This window comes from Flavobacterium sp., assembly GCF_027484705.1.
Classification (GTDB): Bacteria; Bacteroidota; Bacteroidia; order Flavobacteriales; family Flavobacteriaceae; genus Flavobacterium.
This window is the reverse complement of record NZ_JAIXSL010000024.1, coordinates 68,230-88,055: the sequence shown is the minus strand read 5'-3', so window position 1 is coordinate 88,055 and position 19,826 is coordinate 68,230. Positions and strand designations below refer to the sequence as shown.

The window sequence follows — 19,826 nt, the reverse complement described above, 5'->3', positions numbered from 1 at the left end:
TCAATATTCGATTTTGTTGAGGCTTTCGGTCCACAAACGGAAGGCTTCCAGCGCTTCTTCGCGCATCATCGGGATGGTTTCGAGTTTGCGGTCGGTATATGGGATTTCAATTTCCTCGTAGATGAACTGGTCGTCGAACTGGATATCGGCCGCATCTTTTTTGGTGTTGGCGAAATACATTCTGTCAGGACGAGCCCAATAAATCGCTCCTAAACACATCGGACAAGGTTCGCAGCTTGTGTAGATTTCACAGCCGTCAAGTTGGAAACTTCCCAACTCCTTGCAGGCATTTCTTATGGCAACGACCTCAGCATGCGCCGTCGGGTCATTCGATGAAGTTACTTGATTGGCTCCGCGCGCGATGATTTTTCCGTCTTTTACAATCACAGCGCCAAATGGGCCGCCTTTTCCACTCGTTACATTTTCAATCGACAGGCGAATGGCTTCCTGCATAAATTCATTCTTGTTGGTTGTAGCACACATATTCTTTAATTTTGGGTAAATATAGCGAAAAGTTGGAAATGGATATAACGTTGTAGTAATGCGGTTGGTTGTTAAAAATCGATACCAATAAAAATGCAGCTACAAATGATTTGCAACTGCATTTTCTTTTTAAGGTATGTTTTTTTATTTTTTCAATGAAGCCATATCAATCACAAAACGGTAACGGACGTCGCTTTTGAGCATTCTTTCGTAAGCTTCATTGATGTCTTGCATATTGATGAGTTCGATTTCAGAAACGATGTTGTGCTCGCCACAGAAATCCAGCATTTCCTGAGTTTCCGCGATGCCACCAATGAGGGAGGCCGCTACTGATTTTCTTCCCATAATCATTGGAACGGTGTTTAGAATCGGTTCCAATCCGCCTAGATAACCAACAAGAACCAAAGTTCCGTTGATGTTCAAAGTCGTCACGTAAGGATTGACGTCATGTACATAAGGAACGGTATCAATAATCACGTCGAATTTTCCTTTGACAGTTTCCATCTGACTTTCGTCCGTTGAAATGATTACGGCATCCGCACCTAAATCTAAACCATCTTTTTCTTTGCCAGGAGTTCTTGAGAAAAGCGTCACTTCTGCTCCTAGCCCTTTCGCAAGTTTAATCGCCATATGCCCTAAACCGCCCAAACCGACTACAGCTACTTTACTGCCTTTACCCACTTTCCAGTGACGCAATGGCGACCAAGTGGTGATTCCAGCGCAAAGTAATGGTGCAGTCGCAGCCAGATCAAGGTTCGCTGGTACTTTAAGTACGAAATGTTCTTCAACGACTACTTTTTCTGAATAACCCCCGTAAGTCATGCCGCCCAAATATTTGTCGGCGCTGTTGTAAGTACCTACCCAACCGTTGAGGCAATATTGTTCTAAGTCTTTCTCGCAGCTGCTACAAGTTCCGCACGAACCGACCAGACAACCTACAGCGGCAAAATCGCCAACTTTGAGTTTGGTCACTTCGCTTCCTACGCTGGTTACCTTTCCTACGATTTCGTGTCCCGGAACAGCAGGATAAGTCGTAAATCCCCAATCGTTTCGGGCCGTGTGCAGATCGGAATGGCAGACACCACAATAAAGGATTTCGATTTCGATATCTTTGGCCGATACTTCGCGGCGGTCAATATTCATAGGGTTTAATGGCGCATCGGCAGCCTGAGTTCCGTAGGCTTTTACATTCGTTGTTTTCATAGTGTATTTATTTTTTAGGTGTTGTTTTTTGTCAACCTGATCAAGGCTCTGAAGTAGCCGGTTGACTTTCTAAAGGTACTACTATTCCTTTAATTTACAATAGTTGGTCAATACGATAACACAAATCTAACTAAAACAAATTCAGAAATAAAAAACAGGGCAACCCATTACGGATTGCCCTGTTTTCTTTTGAAAAAATCTTAAAGTTATTCTTATTCTTTCATGACTCTTCTGGTGAAAGTACCTTCGGAAGTTTCCAGTTTCAACAAATACATTCCCTGAGGCAAAGTATTTAACGAAATGCTGTATTTTTCAGCTTGTTGTCTGTATGATTGTTGCAAGATCAATTGTCCTGACAACGCATAAAGACTCATCACACGAACCGTTATGTTATTGCCCGGTTCGATATACACCGTGTCAAAAGTTGGGTTCGGATACACTGCAAAAGCCGCTTTTTCGTTATGTGCGATTCCCAAAGCCTCGCAGAAATTGCTTGGATCGGTTACCGTTACAGTTGCCGTTTGATTGATAATGTTTCCATGAATATCAATAACCGTTACGGTCACCACATGGTCGCCCAATTCGGTACAACTAAACGTATTTGGGAAAACAGTAATACTGGCGATGCCGCAATTGTCATTGGCCGTACCGTTTTCGAGTTGGTCAGGCGTTACCGTTACGGTTCCGGCTACATTCACTGATACGGTGATGTCGCTTAATGTAACCGTTGGAGGCGTATTGTCACCAATCAAAACATCTTGTGTCTGGCTTGCCGTATTGCCATTCGCGTCAGTATAAGTCCACGTGATTGTGGTTACACCTTGTGTTGTAATCGGGAATATGGCATCGCTGGTTACGGTTACTACACCCGAGCAATTATCGGTTGCAGTTGGTACAGTGACATCAGCTTCCAATACCTGACATTGTGCCGTGATGTCTGAAAGCACAAGACTGTCCGGAGTTGGTGGCGTCGTATCATTAATCACGATATTCTGCGTTTGAGAAGCGCTGTTTCCATTAGCATCTGTGAAAGTCCAAGTGATGGTTGTGGATGCTGAAATCGGGAACGTTCCATCGTTGGTTACCGTTACGGTTGCTGTACAATTATCAGTCGCTGTTGGAACAATAAGATCCGATTCGAGCACTTCGCATTGCGCGACAACATCCGTAAGCGTTGCGGCATCAGGCGTTGGCGCTGTAGCATCACTAATGATGATATTTTGGGATTGTATTTCGCTGTTTCCGTTAGCGTCTGTGTACGTCCATGTGATGGATGTTGAAGCTGTGATTGGGAAAAGCCCGTCATTGCTTACCGTCACGATTCCTGAACAATTATCAGTAGCAGTCGGAACAATCAAATCCGTTTCCACTACTTCACATGGCGATGTAATATCGGCAAGTGTCAACGCATCAGGAACCGGTTTAGTAGTATCATTGATAATGACATTTTGGGTTTGCGTTTCGGCGTTTCCATCGTTGTCCTTGTAAGTCCAAGTGATCGTTGTCGAAGCATTGATTGGAAACACCGCGTTATTGGTTACAGTTACAACACCTGAACAATTATCGGTCGCTGTTGGTGCGATGACATCAGCTTCTAGCACTTCACATTCCGCTGTGATATCGGCAAGTGTCGCAGCATCAGGAGTTGGCGCTGTAGTATCATTTACCACCACATTTTGCGTCTGGGTTTCACTGTTTCCGTTGGCATCTGTGTAAGTCCAAGTAATTGTTGTCGAGGCGGTGATTGGAAATACACCGTCGTTGCTTACCGTTATAACACCTGAACAATTATCCGTTGCTGTTGGTGCAATGACGTCTGCTTCAAGCAATTCGCATTGTACATTGATATCGGCTAATACCGCCGCATCAGGAGTTGGCGCAGTAGTATCATTCACAACCACATTTTGAGTTTGGGTTTCGCTGTTTCCGTTCGCGTCAGTATAAGTCCATGTAATGGTCGTTGAAGTTGTAATTGGGAATACGCCATCGTTAGTTACTGTTACAATACCGGAGCAATTATCTGTTGCGGTTGGCGCAATAAGATCGGCTTCGAGCACTTCACATTGTGAGATAACATCGGCCAAAACCGCTGCATCTGGAACTGGTCTTGTACTATCGTTGATGATGATATTTTGCGTTTGGGTAATTGAATTTCCATGAGCATCTGCGTACGTCCAAGTAATTGTCGTAGAAGCTGTAATTGGGAAAACGCCATCGTTGGTTACCGTTACAATTCCGGAACAATTATCAGTCGCTGTTGGAACGATTAAATCTGCTTCGAGTACTTCACATTCTGCGGTGATATCAGCCAGTGTTGCCGCATCAGGCGTTGGCGCGATCGCATCAGTAATGACGACATTTTGGGTTTGTGTTTCACTATTTCCGTTAGCGTCTGTAAAAGTCCAAGTAATGGTTGTGGAAGTCGCAATCGGGAAAGCTGCGTCGTTGGTCACCGTCACAATGCCAAAGCAATTATCGGTTGCCGTTGGTGCTGTAACATCAACTTCGAGCACTTCACATTCGGCGGTGATATCGGCAAGTGTTGCAGCATCCGGAGTTGGCGCTGTAGTATCATTGACAACCACATTTTGCGTCTGGGTTTCGCTGTTTCCGTTGCTATCAGTGTAAGTCCAAGTAATGGTTGTTGATGCTGTGATTGGAAACACACCATCATTAGTTACCGTTACAATTCCGGAACAATTATCGGTAGCGGTTGGCGCGATAACATCAGCTTCAATCAATTCGCATTGTACGTTGATATCGGCAAGTGTCGCAACATCCGGAGTTGGTGCGAGCGTATCATTGATTACAATATTCTGAGCCTGAGAAGTACTGTTTCCGTTGGCATCAGTGTAAGTCCAAGTGATGGTGGTTGATGTACTAATTGGAAATACACCATCATTAGTCACCGTTACAATTCCGGAACAATTATCAGTAGCCGTTGGAGCAACTAAATCAGCTTCAAGCACTTCACATTGTGCGATAATATCAGCAAGTGTTGCAGCATCCGGAGTTGGCGCTGTAGTGTCATTGATGACGATATTCTGGGTTTGAGAAGCGGTATTTCCATCAGCATCAGTGTAAGTCCAAGTCAGGGTTGTAGATGCTGTGATTGGGAAAACGCCATCATTCGTTACCGTTACAATTCCGGTGCAATTATCCGTAGCAGTTGGAGTGGTTACATCGGCTTCAAGCACTTCACATTGCGCGGTAATATCGGCCAATAATGCGTTATCCGGCGTTGGCGCAATCGTATCATCAATGATGATATTCTGGGTTTGAGAAGTGTTGTTTCCGTTAGCATCCGTAAAAGTCCAGGTTATCGTTGTGGAAGCCGTGATTGGGAACACACCATCATTCGTTACCGTTACAATTCCGGTGCAATTATCGGTAGCCGTCGGAACCGTAAGATTCGTTTCTAACACTTCGCATTCTGCAGTCACATCGCTGAGTACTGCAACATCCGGTGTTGGCGCTGTAGTATCATCAACGATAATAATGTTTTGGGTTTGCGATGCGCTGTTGCCGTTATTATCAGTGTAAGTCCAAGTAATCGTGGTTGAAGTGTTGATTGGAAAAACACCATCATTGGTCACCATAACATTAGTAGTACAATTATCGGTAGCGGTCGGAACCACCAAATCAGCTTCCAATAAAGCGCATTGCGATGTCACATCAGCAAGTGCGGCAACATCCGGAACCGGGCTTGTATTGTCATCTATAATAATATCCTGCGTCTGAAAGCTGCTGTTTCCATTATTATCGGTATAAGTCCAAGTAATCAATGTTGATCTTACGATAGGAAAAGTAGCGTCGTTAGTTACTATAACATTCGCCGTGCAATTATCGGTGGCTGTTGGAACCGCCAAATCAGCTGCTTCAACCTGACACAATGCATGAACATTGGGCAACACTACCGCATCAGCTACAGGAACCGTAGCATCGTCGATGTAGATATCCTGATCCTGATAGCTTACGTTTCCGTTAGCATCAGAATAGAACCATGTGATCAAGGTAGATCTTACAATCGGAAAAGTTGCGTTATTGGTTACCGTCACAATTCCCGAACAATTGTCGGTAGCGGTAGGAACCGTCAAATCAGCTTCTTCGACCTGACACAACGCATGAACATTAGGCAAAACGGCCAAATCAGCTACAGGTTCGGTGAAATCATTGATGTAGATATCCTGATCCTGATAAGTAACATTGCCAGCCGCATCGGTATAATACCAAGTGATGAGCGTCGATACCGTGATTGGAAAAACACCATTATTGGTTACCGTTACCGCCGAACAATTATCGGTTGCGGTCGGTACCGGAAGATCTGAAAGTTGCACGGCACATTGCGAGTAGAAATTCGGAAGAATGGCCACATCTGGAACCGGTTGCGTAAAGTCGAGGATGTTAATATTTTGCGTCGAGGTTTCGATATTACCGAGCTCGTTCAAATATTCCCAAATGATGGTGGTCGTACCTCTTGCCGTAATGGGAAAAATACTTCCATCGGTAGTCGGCACTACGGTATTGCCACAACTGTCGGTAATTACCGGAATCACCAAATCGGAAAAGGCGACTTGGCACGGCGCATTGACACTCGGAATACTCGCAGGAAGGTTTAGATCGCAAGCCAATATTTGCGCGGCATGGGTTGCGTTGGGCGTAATGGATTGTCCGTAAACAGGCAAAGCCAATAGCACGGTGACCATAGCTAAAAAGCGTAGTGTTTGTTTCATAAGCTAAAAAAAAGTTTGTTAGTTGTTGGTGTAAAAATAGCCTTTTTTTCTGGAGCCATTTGGGGTGTTTTCTAAGGATATGAACAAATGTATTGACAAAAAAAAGCTCAAAAACGCGAAAATATTTCAGACTGACGTTTAATTTTTACGCATTAAATTATCTTTTGTTAAATTAGCATCATTCACTTGATGAAAAGAACGCACCAACAATCATTTCTAACTTAAATTTTATGACCATGAAAAGTAAAGTGTTATTCGTATTTTCCTTATTGTTCGGATTGATGTTTATCAATGCTGGGCTCGACAAGTTTTTCCATTATATGCCTATACCCGAAAACATGCCTGAAAAAATGACCAAAGCAATGCAAGCCTTCATAGAAATCGGCTGGTTGATGCCTTTAGTTGGCGCTGCAGAACTACTTGGTGGGATATTGGTGATTTTTCCAAAAACAAGAGCTTTGGGCGCCCTGATTATTTTTCCTGTGATGGTGGGAATATTCCTTACCAACACGGTTACAGACACCAGTGGTTTGCCTATTGCGTTGTTGTTCAGCGCCGTTTTAATCTGGATTCTTTATGAAAACAGAGCCAAATATGCCCCTTTGTTTGAAAAATAAAAGTAATATTACTTAAAAGAAAAAGCCACAAACCTGATTCGTTTGTGGCTTTTATCATTTAAAACCTGTTGTCGCCGTCGAGCAAGTTGCCCAATCCGCCGAGCAGGCTTCCTTCTTCTCTGGAACTGCCTCCGTTTTTAGGAGCCGAAGCGAAAATTCTATCGGCCAATCTGCTGAAAGGCAACGATTGCACGTAAACGGTACCAGGACCGCGCAAGGTTGCGTAAAACATACCTTCGCCGCCAAACAGCGTATTCTTGATGCCGCCGATGAATTCAATATCGTAATCGACGTCTTTAGTGAACCCTACGATACAACCCGTATCGACTTTGAGCACTTCTCCTGCTGCGAGTTCTCTTTTAGCGAGCGTTCCGCCCGAATGCACGAATGCCATTCCATCACCTTCAAGTTTCTGCATAATGAAACCTTCCCCGCCGAAAAGACCGCGTCCGAGTTTTTTGGAGAATTCAATGCCCACCGAAACGCCTTTGGCAGCGCACAAGAACGAATCTTTTTGGCAAATGAACCGGCCACCAAACTGCATCAAATCAATCGCGATGATTTTCCCCGGATAAGGTGAAGCGAATGAAACTTTGCTTTTCCCTGAATTATTATTGAGATAAGCTGTCATAAACAAACTTTCTCCCGTCAGCACGCGTTTTCCCGCGGAGAGTAATTTTCCGAAAATGCCGTTTTGCTGCGTATCCGACCCGTCGCCGAAAATGGTTTGCATCGAAATTCCGTTGTCCATCATCATAAAACTGCCGGCTTCGGCGATGACGACTTCCTGCGGATCGAGTTCGATTTCGACGTATTGCATTTCTTCACCAAAAATCTTGTAATCTATTTCATGAGCTTGCATAATGATTTTTTTAGTTGAACGGATTAGTTGGTATTGCTTCCCAATTGTTACAAATTTAAAAATAAGACAATAAATTAGGAAGAATCCGGGAACCTGCCCCTTCATTATTCTGTCCTTCTCATTCGTTGATGTACTGGTCTTTATGATACACCAATTTTCCTCATTCAATCATTTAAATATCTGAAATCCCATGTTTAAAATATAGCAAACTTTCGCTACTTTTGCGGCATGTCAAGAAAAACTACCGATAAAATTATATTCGAACATATTAAAGTCTTAGATGCCGGCGCTAAAGGTGTTTCGGTGGCGAAAGCTCCGGACGGCAAAGTGATTTTCATCCCGAATGTCGTGCCCGGCGATGTTGTCGATGTGCAGACTTTCAAAAAACGCAAAGCTTATTACGAAGGCAAAGCGATCCGTTTCCATGCATTTTCCGAACACCGCATCGAACCGGTCTGCGAACATTTCGGCGTTTGTGGCGGCTGCAAGTGGCAGAACATGAATTATGCGCAGCAATTATTCTACAAACAGAACGAAGTCAAAAACCATCTGCAGCGCATCGGTAAAATCGAACTTCCGGAATTTGAACCGATTTTGGGTTCCGAAAAACAATTCTTCTACAGAAACAAAATGGAGTTCGGGTTCTCAAATTCACGCTGGCTTACTGAAAACGAAATCAGCAGCGACGCCGATTTGGGCAACCGCAACGCACTGGGCTTTCACATCCCTAAAATGTGGGACAAGATTCTCGACATCACCAAATGCCATTTGCAGGAAAATCCGTCGAATGCGATTCGGAATGAAATCCGCGCTTTCGCAAACGAGAACAATCTCGAATTCTTCGACCCAAGAAATCACGAAGGTTTGCTTAGAACGCTCATGATCCGCACGGTTTCGACGGGTGAGATTATGGTTTTGATTCAATTCTTCAAAGAAGACAAGGCCAAGCGTGAATTGTTGCTCGACCATCTGATTCAAAAATTCCCGAACATTACGTCTTTGCAATACGTCATCAACGGAAAACCCAACGATACGATTTACGATCAGGACATAAAATTATACCAAGGACGCGATTACATTTTAGAGGAAATGGAAGGGCTGCATTTCAGCATCAACGCCAAATCATTCTATCAGACGAACTCCGAACAGGCATACGAATTATACAAAATCACTAGAGAATTCGCTGGTTTGACGGGCAATGAAATCGTTTACGACCTTTACACCGGAACCGGAACCATCGCGCAGTTCGTTTCCAAAAAAGCGAAAAAAGTCATCGGCGTCGAAAGCGTTCCCGAAGCCATTCTCGATGCGAAAGAAAACGCCAAACGCAATAACATTACGAATTGTGAATTTTTTGTAGGCGATATGAAAGTGGTTTTCAATGAGAGCTTTATCGCGCAACACGGCCATCCCGAAGTAATCATCACCGATCCGCCACGCGACGGCATGCACAAAGATGTGGTCGAACAGATTTTAAAAATCGCTCCTGAAAAAATTGTCTATGTAAGCTGTAATTCCGCGACACAAGCGCGTGATTTGGCTTTGATGGACGCACAATATCGAGTGACACGCGTCAGACCGGTCGATATGTTTCCACAGACGCATCACGTAGAAAATGTCGTACTTTTGGAAAAAAGGAAATAGAATCCGGAACCAATAAAGATCAAAAGGTTTATGAAAAAAATAATGTTAGTTCTTTTTTTGGTCGCAGCCGTTTTTTCGGGCTGTGAGAAGGATGACATCTGCGATGAAACTACCGGAACCACACCGCGACTGATCATTGCTTTTTATGATGTCACCAATCCGACACTGACCAAAAACGTGACGAATCTCGCGATCATCAAAAATGGCGACACGACGCCTTATCAGGTTTATAACGGCGTGAGTAAAATTAAGGTACCACTAGATATTGCTGCTAATTTGTCGCAATACCAGTTCGTTTTAAATTATAACAATGCTAATTCAGCCTTGATTGATCCCGACAACCTCCAATTCAACTATACGCGTGCCAATATTTATGTATCGCGTGCCTGTGGTTATAAAACCGTTTTTACTTTAGACGCCACCACGCCTTTTGTGCATACTGATACTACTGGCGACGATGGCTTGTGGATGCGCAATATTACTGTAATTCAATCTGATATTTTAACCGAAAATGAAACACACCTCAACATTTCTTTGTAGCCTTGTCCTGGTGCTGTCTTCGTTTTTAGTCGAAGCGCAAACCCAGAAAACCGATAGTGTTGCTGTTCCGGTCAAAACGAACCGTTTCGGTATACGCGTCGGAATCGATTTGTTTAAGCTTACGCGCAGTTTTTACGAGAAAGATTATAAAGGACTCGAGATTGTCGGCGATTACAGGATTTCAAAAAAATATTATCTCGCAGGCGAATTGGGCAATGAAGACAAAACCGTCAATGATGACCAGCTCAACTTCACTACCAAAGGCACGTATTTCAAAGCAGGTTTTGATTATAACTTGTATGAAAACTGGCTCGATATGGAAAACATGGTCTACATCGGCGCGCGTTATGGTGTGAGTTCGTTCAGCCAGACCTTGAATTCTTACACGATTTACAACCGTTATCCATATTTTGGACCGTCGCAAGAAATCGTTTCAGGAGAAAAATTTACAGGATTGTCAGCGCAATGGATTGAAGTGTTGCTCGGTGTAAAAGCCAAAGTCATCAACAATTTCTATGTAGGTTTTAGTTTCAGAATGCACAAACTAGTGTCAAACAAAAAACCTGAGCGTTTTGACAATCTCTACATTCCGGGATTCAACAGGACTTATGATGGTACTTTCGGAGCGGGTTTTAATTATACCGTTTCGTACTTAATTCCGATTTATAAGAAGAAAGTTCCGTTGCCTCCTGTGAAAAAGAAATAGCGTTATTTGATTTGTTTAATGCCTTTCATAAAAATCCACTTCATAAACAACTTTTCACCGTCTTTGGTTTTGACGGCCTGAAATTGCGGTGCTAAAATGGTTCCGACCACAAAAGCCGTAAGCGGAATAAACCAACCTGATAAATCGGTATATTTTTTTATTAAAAATTGCAAGCCGATAAATAAAATTCCGAAGGAGATTAACTGGTAAGCGAATGAACGCAATTGTAGTTTAGTCATCGTTATTGGTTATTTGTTCATTATTATTCGAATTGAATTTCGTGCGCTTGCTGCCTTCATACATCTCGTACTTCACCAAACGCGCTTCGAGACTTCCGTTGAACAATTTGATTTTTCGCGAAGGTTTCAAACCGACAAATTTCAAAGCTTCGAGATTCGCTGTGATAAACCACGCGTTGGTTCCTGGATAATTCTGTTTTAACGTATCTCCGATTTCCCTGTAAAAACGTTCCATCTCAATATCCAAACGTTCTCCATACGGCGGATTGAAAACCATGTGCAACGGGCCTTTGGTTTCCTTTTCGGTATCGAAGAAATTCTTTTCCTGAACCGTCACGTATTCTTCCAAATTCGCGTTTTTGATATTGTCTTTGGCTTTCTGAACGGCGCTCGGCGCTTTGTCATAGCCTTTGATGGTGTAATGAAACTCGCGTACTTTCTTCAAACACGAATCCATAATCTGGTCGAACAAATCGTTGTCCCAATCGTTCCATTTCTCAAACGCGAATTCTTTTCGGTTGATGTTTGCCGGAATGTTACATGCAATCATCGCCGCTTCCGCGAGAATGGTTCCTGAACCGCACATCGGATCGAGGAAATCGCCTTGGCCTTCCCAACCTGAAAGCAAAATCATACCGGCGGCCAAGACTTCATTGATCGGAGCGATATTCGTGGCTGTTTTATAACCGCGTTGGTGCAAAGAAGCACCTGAAGTATCGAGCGCTACGGAAACCTGATCTTTATCGATGTGAATGTTGATGCGCAAATCAGGATAATCCTTATCGACACTTGGGCGTTGTCCGGTTTTGTTTCTGAATTGGTCTACAATCGCATCTTTAGATTTCTGCGACACGAATTGCGAATGCTTGAAATAGTCCGAATGCACTGTTGTGTCAATGACAAACGTCTGATTCGAATTCATATACTGCGACCAGTTGATGCCCGAAATGCCTTTATACAAAGCCAAATCAGTATTTGCTCGGAAATGGTAAATCGGTTTTAAAATCTTCAAAGCGGTTCGCAACGACAGGTTCGCTTTATACATAAAACCTTTATCGCCTTTAAAGCTGACCATCCGGATGCCTTCTTCGACTTCCTGTGCGCCCAGCATGCGCAGCTCTTTGGCGAGTATTTCTTCAAAACCGAAAAAGGTTTTGGCAATCATTTTAAAATTATTTTCCATGGCAAAATCAAGTATTCGGTGCAAAAATACACTAAATTTGCACGTTCATAATTCAATGTGAAAGATTAAATGCCGAATTCTCAAAAACCGAAATCTCAAAACGAAGATTCCACTTGCAGCAACTGGTTCGCTTCATGGTTTGATTCTCCTTATTACCACGTTTTATACAAAGAACGCAACTATCGGGAAGCCCAGATTTTTATGGACAACCTCACGCATTACCTCAATTTGCCCGAACATGCGAAAGTTTTAGATTTAGCTTGCGGAAAAGGCAGGCATTCGATTTATTTGAACCAACTTGGTTTTAACGTGCTGGGAGTAGATTTATCTGAAAACAGCATCGCGATTGCGAACAAAAATGCGAACGACACGCTGCATTTCCAAGTGCATGATATGCGGGAACCTTTTGCTGAAAAATTTGACGCCATCTTCAACCTGTTCACGAGTTTTGGTTATTTTGCGTGCGATTCCGACCATCTCAAAACGCTCATCGCCATCAAAGAAAGCCTTTCAGAATATGGCTTCGGCGTGATTGATTTCATGAACGTTCCGAACGTTTTAGCGAACTTAGTTCCCGAAGAAACCAAAACTGTTGACGGTATCGATTTTCATATCAAGCGCTTCCACATCGACGGTTATATCTACAAAGAAATCGATTTTGATGATCAAGGTATCAAACACCATTTCACTGAAAAAGTCCGCGCGTTTACGCTGCAAGACTTCCAGGATTTGATGGCTGAAGCCGGCATTTATTTGTTGGACATTTTCGGCGATTACAAACTCAAGAAATTTCACAAAACCGATAGCGAACGTCTCATCATGATTTTCAAATAATGAACTATCTATTGCCTCTCATATCGGTCTTATTGGGTTACGGCATCGCGATGTTTCTAAAACCCAACAACAAGAAAAACCTCAAGTTATTGCTGGCATTCAGCGGTTCTTTTTTACTGTCGTTAACGGTTGTTCATTTACTGCCTGAAGTTTACGAAAGTCATTCACACTCCGTTGGGATTTTCATCATGGTCGGGATTTTATTCCAGATCGTATTGGAATTTTTCTCCCAAGGCGCCGAACACGGACATGTGCATGGCCACGATAAAATGGTGCAAATCCCGTGGTTGCTGTTCATCAGCCTTTGCCTCCACGCCTTTTTTGAAGGATTGCCTGTGAGCCGCCACCATAATTTAGCACTCGGAATCGGCATCCACCACTTGCCTATCGCGGTCATCTTAACGACGTTTTTCATCAAAAGCCAGCTCAACAAAAAAGCCATTTTTGCGTTCATGCTGACCTTCGCGCTGATGACGCCGCTGGGAACATTCTTAGCCGATGCTTTACCGTTTGTCAATGCGTATTATACCGAAATCACCGCCATTGTCATAGGAATTCTGTTCCATATTTCGTCGACGATCATTTTCGAAAGCAGCGAAGGACACAAATTCAACATCGCCAAAATTTCGATGATCCTTCTCGGGATTGCACTCGCTTATTTTTTGTAATTTTATGGGCGTGACCACAAGGGTCGGGCTATTCGCTAAATCTTTTGCGTCGAACGCCGCCACAAAAGGATATCGCTGCTATCCCTCACGCACCCTTGTATAAAGACCACGAACTGAAACACAATTCAAAATGTTCACACACCAAGGCAAACGAAGAACCGCCAAACACAACTTGCAGATTGCCTCATTGCTGTCGTTTGTTGCGGGAATTGTCAATGTGGCGGGCTTCCTTGCGGTAGCCAAGCTCACGACGAACGTGACCGGGCATTTTGCTTTTTTCGTAGATGAAGTTTTCAAACTCAATTTCTGGCAAGGGTTCATCTATTTCCTTTACATTTTCTTCTTTTTCCTAGGCTCATTTTCATCGAATTTCTTGGTTGAAATCATCTCGCGCAGGAATGACAACTTTGTCTATATCGTCCCAACTTCGATTGAAAGTTTGATTTTATTACTAGTCGCCATTTTCGGAAAAAACATGATCATCGAAAACCCAAACCTTATCGCCTGTAGTTTGCTTTTTGCAATGGGGTTACAAAATTCGTTAGTGACGAGAATCTCCAACGCAACAGTCCGAACCACACACCTTACCGGACTTTTCACCGATTTAGGCATTGAACTGTCACAGTTGTTTTTCTACCGCGAAAAAGAAACAAGAGAAAAACTTTATTCCTCGATAAGATTGCGAATGACGATCATCAGCTTCTTTTTTATTGGTGGCATCATCGGCGGGATTTTCTATTCTAAAATAGGTTTGCATGTGTTGTTCATTGGTGCGTTTGCGTTGGTAATGGGCATCATCTTCGACAACATCAAACTCAAAGTGAAACTGCTCCAAAAGAAATACAAACATTAGAAATTCGAGCAAAAAAACACTATTTTTGAAGGTCTAAAAATTTAAGCTTCCAGCATGTCTTTCACCAAAACCACCGAACAAGCCTCGAAATACGAACAGCTCGAAAAAATGTCCGTACACGAATTGCTGACTAATATCAACCGCGAAGACCAAACCGTTCCGTTGGCCGTGCAAAAAGCGTTGCCACAAATAGAAAATCTCGTAGCCGCAGTCGTTGAAAAAATGAAACTCGGTGGACGTTTGTTCTATATCGGTGCGGGAACTTCAGGAAGATTAGGCATCGTAGACGCTTCGGAATGTCCGCCCACTTTCGGCGTAGCTTTCGACCTCGTCAACGGAATCATAGCCGGTGGCGACCAAGCGATTCGCCGTGCCGTAGAAAATGCCGAAGACAGCACGACACAAGCTTGGCTCGATTTACAGGAACACCACATTGATCATAATGATGTCGTGATTGGAATCGCCGCGTCGGGAACCACGCCTTACGTCATCGGCGGACTTGAAATGTGCCATCAGAAAAACATAGTTACAGGTGGAATTACTTGTAATGCCGGAAGCCCGTTAGCACTAACCGCAAAATTCCCAATTGAAGTTGTCGTCGGCCCGGAATTCGTCACCGGAAGTTCGCGCATGAAAGCCGGAACCGCCCAAAAATTGGTTTTGAATATGATCTCGACCGCAACCATGATCCAACTTGGCAAAGTCAAAGGCAACAAAATGGTCGATATGCAACTCAGCAACAACAAGCTCGTAGACCGCGGCGTCAAAATGATTATGGACGAAATTGCGGTTGCTTACGAAGAGGCTTCCGCTTTATTGCAGGAACATGGCAGCGTTCGGAAAGCCGTTGATGCATTCAACGAAAAACAGTAATGTATTTTTTCTACAGCCTTGTAGCGCTCATTCCGATCATGATGATTTGGAGTTTGTTTCTTTTGAGGAAATGGTCGCTCATTTATCGTTACGCCGCCATCAATGTGTTGGTTTTCATAATTTATTTTTATCTGATTTTATTCTCGCCGTTGCATTTTTTCGCGCAAGATCAGCTTGGATTGAAAAAAATATTTTTATTCCTGTATATAATCTTCATTCATGCGGCAGGAAGTTTTATTTTTGCAGTTTACCGCCACTATAAGTCAACACCACATGGGAATCGATAAAGAAGTCTTGAATAAAGGAATCCAGTATTTAGCCTGGGCTTTGCCGCTTATGTTTATTGGGCCATCAGTGATTTACAATGCGTTCATCAACAAGAACAATGGCTGGCATTGGCTGGTTTTGGCAGTTGGCATCGCAATCTGTTTTGGTGCGGTTTTCTTATTGTTTAAAGGCGTGCAGACCTTAGTGAAAAGTCTGTTTGACAACAACCAAGACTGATGGAAGATTTAATCCACATCCACAAGACTTTTGACAAGGTCGTCGCGATTGCCGCGAAAATCCAGAACCGTGAATTTGAAGGCTGCGTGTTTAAAAACTGTGATTTCTCGAACAGCGATTTCTCGAACAACACGTTTATGGAATGCGAGTTCATCGATTGCAACCTTTCGATGATGCAGGTCGGCAATACGAGTTTGCAGGATGTTTCTTTTAAGAATTGTAAGTTGCTCGGCATCCAGTTTCAAAGCTGTAATGATTTTCTGTTTCGAGTGGGTTTTGAGGAATGTGTGCTTGATTACGCTTCGCTCGCGAACAAGAAAATGCCCAAGACCAAATTTGTGTCGTGTTCGATGAAGGAAGTCACTTTCATTGGCGCCAATCTTACGCAATCCGTGTTCGACCATTGCAATCTTGAAAACGCGATTTTCAATGAAACACAACTCGCCGCTGTTGATTTTACGACCGCAGCAAATTATAAAATAGACCCGCAGTTCAACCCGATGAAGAAAGCCAAGTTCGCAACCTCAGGAATCATGGGACTTTTAGAACAATACGATATTACAATAGAATAATCGCGTGGTACATGAGAATCATTTACATTTACATTGCTATGTTATTGCTCAACTTTTCGTCAAGTGCTTTTGGTCAATCAAGCGAATTGGGCAGTTGGAATGTGTTCAATCTAAAATATACTTTCAATGATAATATGAGCGTGTTTGGGGAAGCGCAATTGCGTTCCTTGCACTTTTATGATGACTTTCACTATTACGAATATAAAGGTGGTTTTGACTTTAAAGCATTAAAAAATCTAAAGTTGACTTTGGGTGCCGGGAGTTACCAAACGTATAAAGAGGGCGGAAACTTTGTGCAGCCAAAAAACAATAACGAATTTAGAATTTGGCCACAAGTTATACTTTCTCAAAAACTAGGCGCGTTTACTGTCGAGCAGCGCTACCGGGCTGAATTTAGATATACCAGCAATGGTTACCGAAATCGCTACCGCTACAGACTTGGTATAGCTTATCCATTTGGAAAAGAAAGCAACGGATTTAAGCCCTTTCAGGTTAGTGCCAGTAACGAACTCTTTTTTACAAACAAGGAACCGTATTTTGAAAGAAATCGGGCGTTGCTCGCTTTTAGCTATAAACCGACAAAGTCTACTACTTTTCAAATGGGTTATTTGCATCAATTTGATTATAAAATAAATGACGAAACCGGTCGAGATTTTTTGCAAGTGGGCTATTTTCTGGAGCTATTTAGAAAGCAGTCTACCCCAGCGGATAGTAATTCAAAAGATAATTAATGGGTCGAATGAGTCTCAGTAAGTATCATTAAATATATAAACAATATAGAAGTATGACTGAAAGTTACCTCGAAAGTGTCAGAAAACAGTTTCTCTATTACAAAATGCTCGGCGAGAAAGCCATGAGCCAACTCGAACCGGAGCAACTTTTTGTGATGGTGAACGAAGACACAAACAGTATCGCGACGATTGTCAAACATTTATCGGGAAACATGCTCTCGCGATGGACGGATTTCCTGACGACCGATGGCGAAAAAGAATGGCGTCAGCGCGATGCCGAATTTGAAAACGACCTGACCTCCAAAGAAGAAGTCATGGCGTTTTGGGACCAAGGCTGGACTTGTTTTCTAAGCGCGCTTGACAGTCTGCAAACCGAACAGCTTTCGCAGATCATTTACATCCGCAACGAAGGCCACACGGTCGTGGAAGCGATCAACCGACAGTTGGCGCATTATCCGTATCATATCGGGCAGATCGTGTTTTATGCGAAACAGTTGAAAAGTTCCGCTTGGGATAGTTTGTCGATTCCTAGAAATGCGTCGAAAAGTTATAATGCCGATAAATTTGCGAAAGACAAAAGCATCAAGAATTTTACGGACGAAGAAATACGTCGATTGAAATAATGGCCCTAGCCCCGATTGAAGGGAAAATCCTTTTTTGTTTTTTCTTTAAAAACAAAAAAGATTGGAATGAAAGCGGGAAATAGCTTCTAAAAAAACTTATGAGAAAAATTACACTTTTACCGTTATTACTGCTGCTGGTTTCGTGCTACAATGCCGAGCGCAACTGCAAGGATTTTAAGACCGGAACTTTTGAATCGGAGATCACGATCAATGGCGTGAAGCATAAAACAGTTTCGATCCGCACCGATTCGATGGTGATTGAGACTTATAAAGGCAAGACCGACACGGCTTCGATCCGTTGGGTGAACGACTGCGAGTATGTGTTGCAGAAACTGCATCCGAAAAATATGGCTGAGGAAAAGGCAATCTCGATAAAAATTTTGACCACGTCGCAAAATTCCTATACTTTTGAGTTCGCTGCGGTGGGCAATGATGAGAAACAACGCGGAACGGCGAGAAAGATCTAAAACTTAAACTGATAAATAGATACTATGTTTGAAATATTTTTAAACCCCGATGCATGGGTAGCTTTATTGACTTTGACTTTTCTGGAGATTATTCTCGGGATTGATAATATCGTATTCCTGTCGATCGTGTCGGGGAAACTCGAGGCTAAAGACCAACCGAAAGCGCGCCGTATTGGTTTGCTTCTGGCGATGGCGTTCCGGATCATCTTGTTGTTCGGCATCACATGGGTGTTGAGCTTGCAGGATACTTTGATCAGTCTTGAATGGGGTTGGTTCTCGGCGCACATTACTGGGCAGAGCATCATTATTTTTGGAGGTGGATTGTTTTTACTGTACAAAAGCGTGACTGAAATTCACCACAAACTCGAAGGCGAAGAAGACGGCGCGAATGCCAAAGCGGGGAATACTTTAGTGAATGCGATTATTCAGATTGCGGTGTTGAACTTGGTTTTTTCGTTCGACAGTATTTTGACCGCAGTCGGTTTGATCAGTATGAAACCGATTCCTGAAGGTGGATTCGGTTACGCCGGTGCTTTAGAGATTATGATTCTGGCGGTGGTGATTTCCATTCTGATCATGATGATTTTCGCCGGACCGGTGAGCAAGTTTGTGAATGACCATCCGACGATCCAGATTTTGGGCTTGTCGTTTTTGATTTTGATTGGCGTGATGTTGATTGCAGAAGGTTCGCATCTGGCACATTTCAAATTCTTTGGCGACAGCGAAGTGACGAGCATTCCGAAAGGTTATTTATACTTTACGATTTTCTTCTCGTTGTTTGTGGAATTCCTCAATTTAAGAATCAAAAAATCAAAAAATCCTGTGAAATTGCACAACAATAAGATTAGAGATAAAAAACTCGAAGATACCGATTTGATGGATTAAAGTGCTTTAACTGTAAGATAAATCAAGGCGTGAAGATTATTTCTTCACGCCTTTTTTAATTGATGATATAGCAAATCCTACAAATTAATAGTTGAAAAATGTAAGCCTTTTGGAATGGTTTCCCTCATCTTTACTTTCAATTCAAAACACTACATTATGAAAAAGTTAATCATCATCCTCACGTTAAGCCTGACTGTGTTTTCGTGTAAGCCAACCGCCAACGAAGCCAAGGTCGTCGAAGAAGACAAACAGGCCGTTATCGATTCGATGAATGTCGTACTCGCCCAGCAAAAAATGGAAATCGCCAAACAAAAATCGATTGACTCGATGCAAGCCATCGTCGAAAAAGAAAAACATTCGCGTCAGGCCGTCACGCATACCAATACCACAACGACCGTAACCGAAAAAAGAAAAGGTTGGAGCCGTGCCGCCAAAGGCGCTGTAATTGGTGCGGGTGTCGGAGCCATTACCGGTGCTGCGGTCTCCAAGAAAAAAGGAGAAGGTGCCATCATAGGCGGACTTGCCGGTGCAGGTTTGGGTGCCGGAACCGGAGCCATCATTGACAGCGAAAAAGCCAAACAAGGCAAATAAAGTTATTGCTATGAA

Annotated in this window: 21 protein-coding genes; 15 read left to right on the top strand and 6 right to left on the bottom strand. The window is 43.0% G+C overall.

Translation table 11 applies throughout. From position 1 onward, the window contains the following. The 3 genes from Q0058_RS13915 to Q0058_RS13905 form a co-directional block, all read right to left on the bottom strand. Positions 1–483, bottom strand: coding sequence for a nucleoside deaminase (locus Q0058_RS13915; RefSeq protein ID WP_298224976.1), 483 nt, complete (start codon positions 481–483; stop codon positions 1–3). 144 nt (positions 484–627) lie between these two features. Continuing rightward, positions 628–1,686: an NAD(P)-dependent alcohol dehydrogenase gene (locus Q0058_RS13910; protein WP_298224974.1), complete on the bottom strand. Its 1,059-nt coding sequence runs from the start codon at positions 1,684–1,686 to the stop codon at positions 628–630. A gap of 212 nt (positions 1,687–1,898) precedes the next feature. After that, positions 1,899–6,419, bottom strand: a complete 4,521-nt coding sequence (locus Q0058_RS13905; protein ID WP_298224973.1) for a T9SS type A sorting domain-containing protein — start codon at positions 6,417–6,419, stop codon at positions 1,899–1,901. A gap of 236 nt (positions 6,420–6,655) precedes the next feature. Here Q0058_RS13905 and Q0058_RS13900 point away from each other — a divergent pair, with 236 nt between their 5' ends. After that, positions 6,656–7,036: a DoxX family protein gene (locus Q0058_RS13900; protein WP_298224971.1), complete on the top strand. Its 381-nt coding sequence runs from the start codon at positions 6,656–6,658 to the stop codon at positions 7,034–7,036. A 58-nt stretch (positions 7,037–7,094) separates the two neighbouring features. Here Q0058_RS13900 and Q0058_RS13895 read toward each other — a convergent pair whose 3' ends face one another. Next, positions 7,095–7,898 (bottom strand): TIGR00266 family protein, encoded by an 804-nt coding sequence (locus Q0058_RS13895; protein ID WP_298224969.1) that lies wholly within the window; start codon positions 7,896–7,898, stop codon positions 7,095–7,097. Positions 7,899–8,126: 228 nt separating this feature from the next. Between Q0058_RS13895 and rlmD the strand changes: the two genes are divergently transcribed. From rlmD to Q0058_RS13880, 3 genes are read left to right on the top strand one after another with little or no spacing between them, the layout of a single operon-like run. Continuing rightward, a complete protein-coding gene (gene rlmD / locus Q0058_RS13890; protein ID WP_298224967.1) occupies positions 8,127–9,542 on the top strand; it encodes a 23S rRNA (uracil(1939)-C(5))-methyltransferase RlmD in 1,416 nt (471 codons plus the stop codon). A gap of 30 nt (positions 9,543–9,572) precedes the next feature. Next, entirely contained in the window at positions 9,573–10,082 is a 510-nt protein-coding gene (locus Q0058_RS13885; protein ID WP_298224966.1) for a DUF6452 family protein, read from the top strand. Then, the gene (locus Q0058_RS13880; RefSeq protein WP_298224964.1) at positions 10,054–10,788 is read left to right on the top strand and encodes a DUF6048 family protein; all 735 of its coding nucleotides are present in this window, start codon (positions 10,054–10,056) and stop codon (positions 10,786–10,788) included. The genes Q0058_RS13885 and Q0058_RS13880 overlap by 29 nt, the downstream gene beginning before the upstream one ends. A 2-nt stretch (positions 10,789–10,790) precedes the next feature. Here the strand turns inward: Q0058_RS13880 and Q0058_RS13875 are convergent, their stop codons facing one another. Continuing rightward, a complete protein-coding gene (locus Q0058_RS13875) occupies positions 10,791–11,027 on the bottom strand; it encodes a hypothetical protein (protein ID WP_298224962.1) in 237 nt (78 codons plus the stop codon). Further along, complete coding sequence (locus Q0058_RS13870; protein ID WP_298224960.1) at positions 11,020–12,210, bottom strand: THUMP domain-containing protein; 1,191 nt, start codon at positions 12,208–12,210, stop codon at positions 11,020–11,022. Before Q0058_RS13870 ends, Q0058_RS13875 begins: the two co-directional genes overlap by 8 nt. Positions 12,211–12,279: 69 nt before the next feature. Between Q0058_RS13870 and Q0058_RS13865 the strand changes: the two genes are divergently transcribed. From Q0058_RS13865 to Q0058_RS13815, 11 genes are all read left to right on the top strand, one after another. Next, positions 12,280–13,044, top strand: coding sequence for a class I SAM-dependent methyltransferase (locus tag Q0058_RS13865; RefSeq protein ID WP_298224958.1), 765 nt, complete (start codon positions 12,280–12,282; stop codon positions 13,042–13,044). Beyond that, positions 13,044–13,712 (top strand): ZIP family metal transporter, encoded by a 669-nt coding sequence (locus Q0058_RS13860; protein ID WP_298224955.1) that lies wholly within the window; start codon positions 13,044–13,046, stop codon positions 13,710–13,712. Before Q0058_RS13865 ends, Q0058_RS13860 begins: the two co-directional genes overlap by 1 nt. A gap of 130 nt (positions 13,713–13,842) precedes the next feature. Continuing rightward, on the top strand, positions 13,843–14,565 hold the full coding sequence (locus Q0058_RS13855; protein ID WP_298224953.1) for a YoaK family protein: 723 nt from the start codon (positions 13,843–13,845) through the stop codon (positions 14,563–14,565). 54 nt (positions 14,566–14,619) lie between these two features. Continuing rightward, positions 14,620–15,438, top strand: a complete 819-nt coding sequence (gene murQ, locus Q0058_RS13850) for an N-acetylmuramic acid 6-phosphate etherase (RefSeq protein ID WP_298224951.1) — start codon at positions 14,620–14,622, stop codon at positions 15,436–15,438. Between the two features lie 273 nt (positions 15,439–15,711). Continuing rightward, complete coding sequence (locus tag Q0058_RS13845; protein WP_298224949.1) at positions 15,712–15,942, top strand: DUF6095 family protein; 231 nt, start codon at positions 15,712–15,714, stop codon at positions 15,940–15,942. Beyond that, positions 15,942–16,514 (top strand): pentapeptide repeat-containing protein, encoded by a 573-nt coding sequence (locus tag Q0058_RS13840; RefSeq protein ID WP_298224947.1) that lies wholly within the window; start codon positions 15,942–15,944, stop codon positions 16,512–16,514. The genes Q0058_RS13845 and Q0058_RS13840 overlap by 1 nt, the downstream gene beginning before the upstream one ends. A gap of 38 nt (positions 16,515–16,552) precedes the next feature. Then, positions 16,553–17,245, top strand: coding sequence for a DUF2490 domain-containing protein (locus tag Q0058_RS13835; RefSeq protein WP_298224945.1), 693 nt, complete (start codon positions 16,553–16,555; stop codon positions 17,243–17,245). A 53-nt stretch (positions 17,246–17,298) separates the two neighbouring features. Beyond that, entirely contained in the window at positions 17,299–17,868 is a 570-nt protein-coding gene (locus Q0058_RS13830) for a DUF1572 family protein (RefSeq protein WP_298224943.1), read from the top strand. Positions 17,869–17,966: 98 nt separating this feature from the next. Next, on the top strand, positions 17,967–18,335 hold the full coding sequence (locus Q0058_RS13825) for a DNA topoisomerase IV (RefSeq protein WP_298224941.1): 369 nt from the start codon (positions 17,967–17,969) through the stop codon (positions 18,333–18,335). Between the two features lie 24 nt (positions 18,336–18,359). After that, on the top strand, positions 18,360–19,220 hold the full coding sequence (locus Q0058_RS13820) for a TerC family protein (protein WP_298224939.1): 861 nt from the start codon (positions 18,360–18,362) through the stop codon (positions 19,218–19,220). A gap of 156 nt (positions 19,221–19,376) precedes the next feature. Further along, complete coding sequence (locus Q0058_RS13815) at positions 19,377–19,811, top strand: glycine zipper family protein (protein WP_298224937.1); 435 nt, start codon at positions 19,377–19,379, stop codon at positions 19,809–19,811. Positions 19,812–19,826: the final 15 nt, after the last annotated feature.

Excerpts from the sequence above, each read along its gene's own strand:
- Q0058_RS13915 (WP_298224976.1), bottom strand. The coding sequence starts at position 483 with ATGTGTGCTACAACCAACAAGAATGAATTTATGCAGGAAGCCATTCGC.
- Q0058_RS13910 (WP_298224974.1), bottom strand. The coding sequence starts at position 1,686 with ATGAAAACAACGAATGTAAAAGCCTACGGAACTCAGGCTGCCGATGCG.
- Q0058_RS13905 (WP_298224973.1), bottom strand. The coding sequence starts at position 6,419 with ATGAAACAAACACTACGCTTTTTAGCTATGGTCACCGTGCTATTGGCT.
- Q0058_RS13900 (WP_298224971.1), top strand. The coding sequence starts at position 6,656 with ATGAAAAGTAAAGTGTTATTCGTATTTTCCTTATTGTTCGGATTGATG.
- Q0058_RS13895 (WP_298224969.1), bottom strand. The coding sequence starts at position 7,898 with ATGCAAGCTCATGAAATAGATTACAAGATTTTTGGTGAAGAAATGCAA.
- rlmD (WP_298224967.1), top strand. The coding sequence starts at position 8,127 with ATGTCAAGAAAAACTACCGATAAAATTATATTCGAACATATTAAAGTC.
- Q0058_RS13885 (WP_298224966.1), top strand. The coding sequence starts at position 9,573 with ATGAAAAAAATAATGTTAGTTCTTTTTTTGGTCGCAGCCGTTTTTTCG.
- Q0058_RS13880 (WP_298224964.1), top strand. The coding sequence starts at position 10,054 with ATGAAACACACCTCAACATTTCTTTGTAGCCTTGTCCTGGTGCTGTCT.
- Q0058_RS13875 (WP_298224962.1), bottom strand. The coding sequence starts at position 11,027 with ATGACTAAACTACAATTGCGTTCATTCGCTTACCAGTTAATCTCCTTC.
- Q0058_RS13870 (WP_298224960.1), bottom strand. The coding sequence starts at position 12,210 with ATGGAAAATAATTTTAAAATGATTGCCAAAACCTTTTTCGGTTTTGAA.
- Q0058_RS13865 (WP_298224958.1), top strand. The coding sequence starts at position 12,280 with ATGCCGAATTCTCAAAAACCGAAATCTCAAAACGAAGATTCCACTTGC.
- Q0058_RS13860 (WP_298224955.1), top strand. The coding sequence starts at position 13,044 with ATGAACTATCTATTGCCTCTCATATCGGTCTTATTGGGTTACGGCATC.
- Q0058_RS13855 (WP_298224953.1), top strand. The coding sequence starts at position 13,843 with ATGTTCACACACCAAGGCAAACGAAGAACCGCCAAACACAACTTGCAG.
- murQ (WP_298224951.1), top strand. The coding sequence starts at position 14,620 with ATGTCTTTCACCAAAACCACCGAACAAGCCTCGAAATACGAACAGCTC.
- Q0058_RS13845 (WP_298224949.1), top strand. The coding sequence starts at position 15,712 with ATGGGAATCGATAAAGAAGTCTTGAATAAAGGAATCCAGTATTTAGCC.
- Q0058_RS13840 (WP_298224947.1), top strand. The coding sequence starts at position 15,942 with ATGGAAGATTTAATCCACATCCACAAGACTTTTGACAAGGTCGTCGCG.
- Q0058_RS13835 (WP_298224945.1), top strand. The coding sequence starts at position 16,553 with ATGTTATTGCTCAACTTTTCGTCAAGTGCTTTTGGTCAATCAAGCGAA.
- Q0058_RS13830 (WP_298224943.1), top strand. The coding sequence starts at position 17,299 with ATGACTGAAAGTTACCTCGAAAGTGTCAGAAAACAGTTTCTCTATTAC.
- Q0058_RS13825 (WP_298224941.1), top strand. The coding sequence starts at position 17,967 with ATGAGAAAAATTACACTTTTACCGTTATTACTGCTGCTGGTTTCGTGC.
- Q0058_RS13820 (WP_298224939.1), top strand. The coding sequence starts at position 18,360 with ATGTTTGAAATATTTTTAAACCCCGATGCATGGGTAGCTTTATTGACT.
- Q0058_RS13815 (WP_298224937.1), top strand. The coding sequence starts at position 19,377 with ATGAAAAAGTTAATCATCATCCTCACGTTAAGCCTGACTGTGTTTTCG.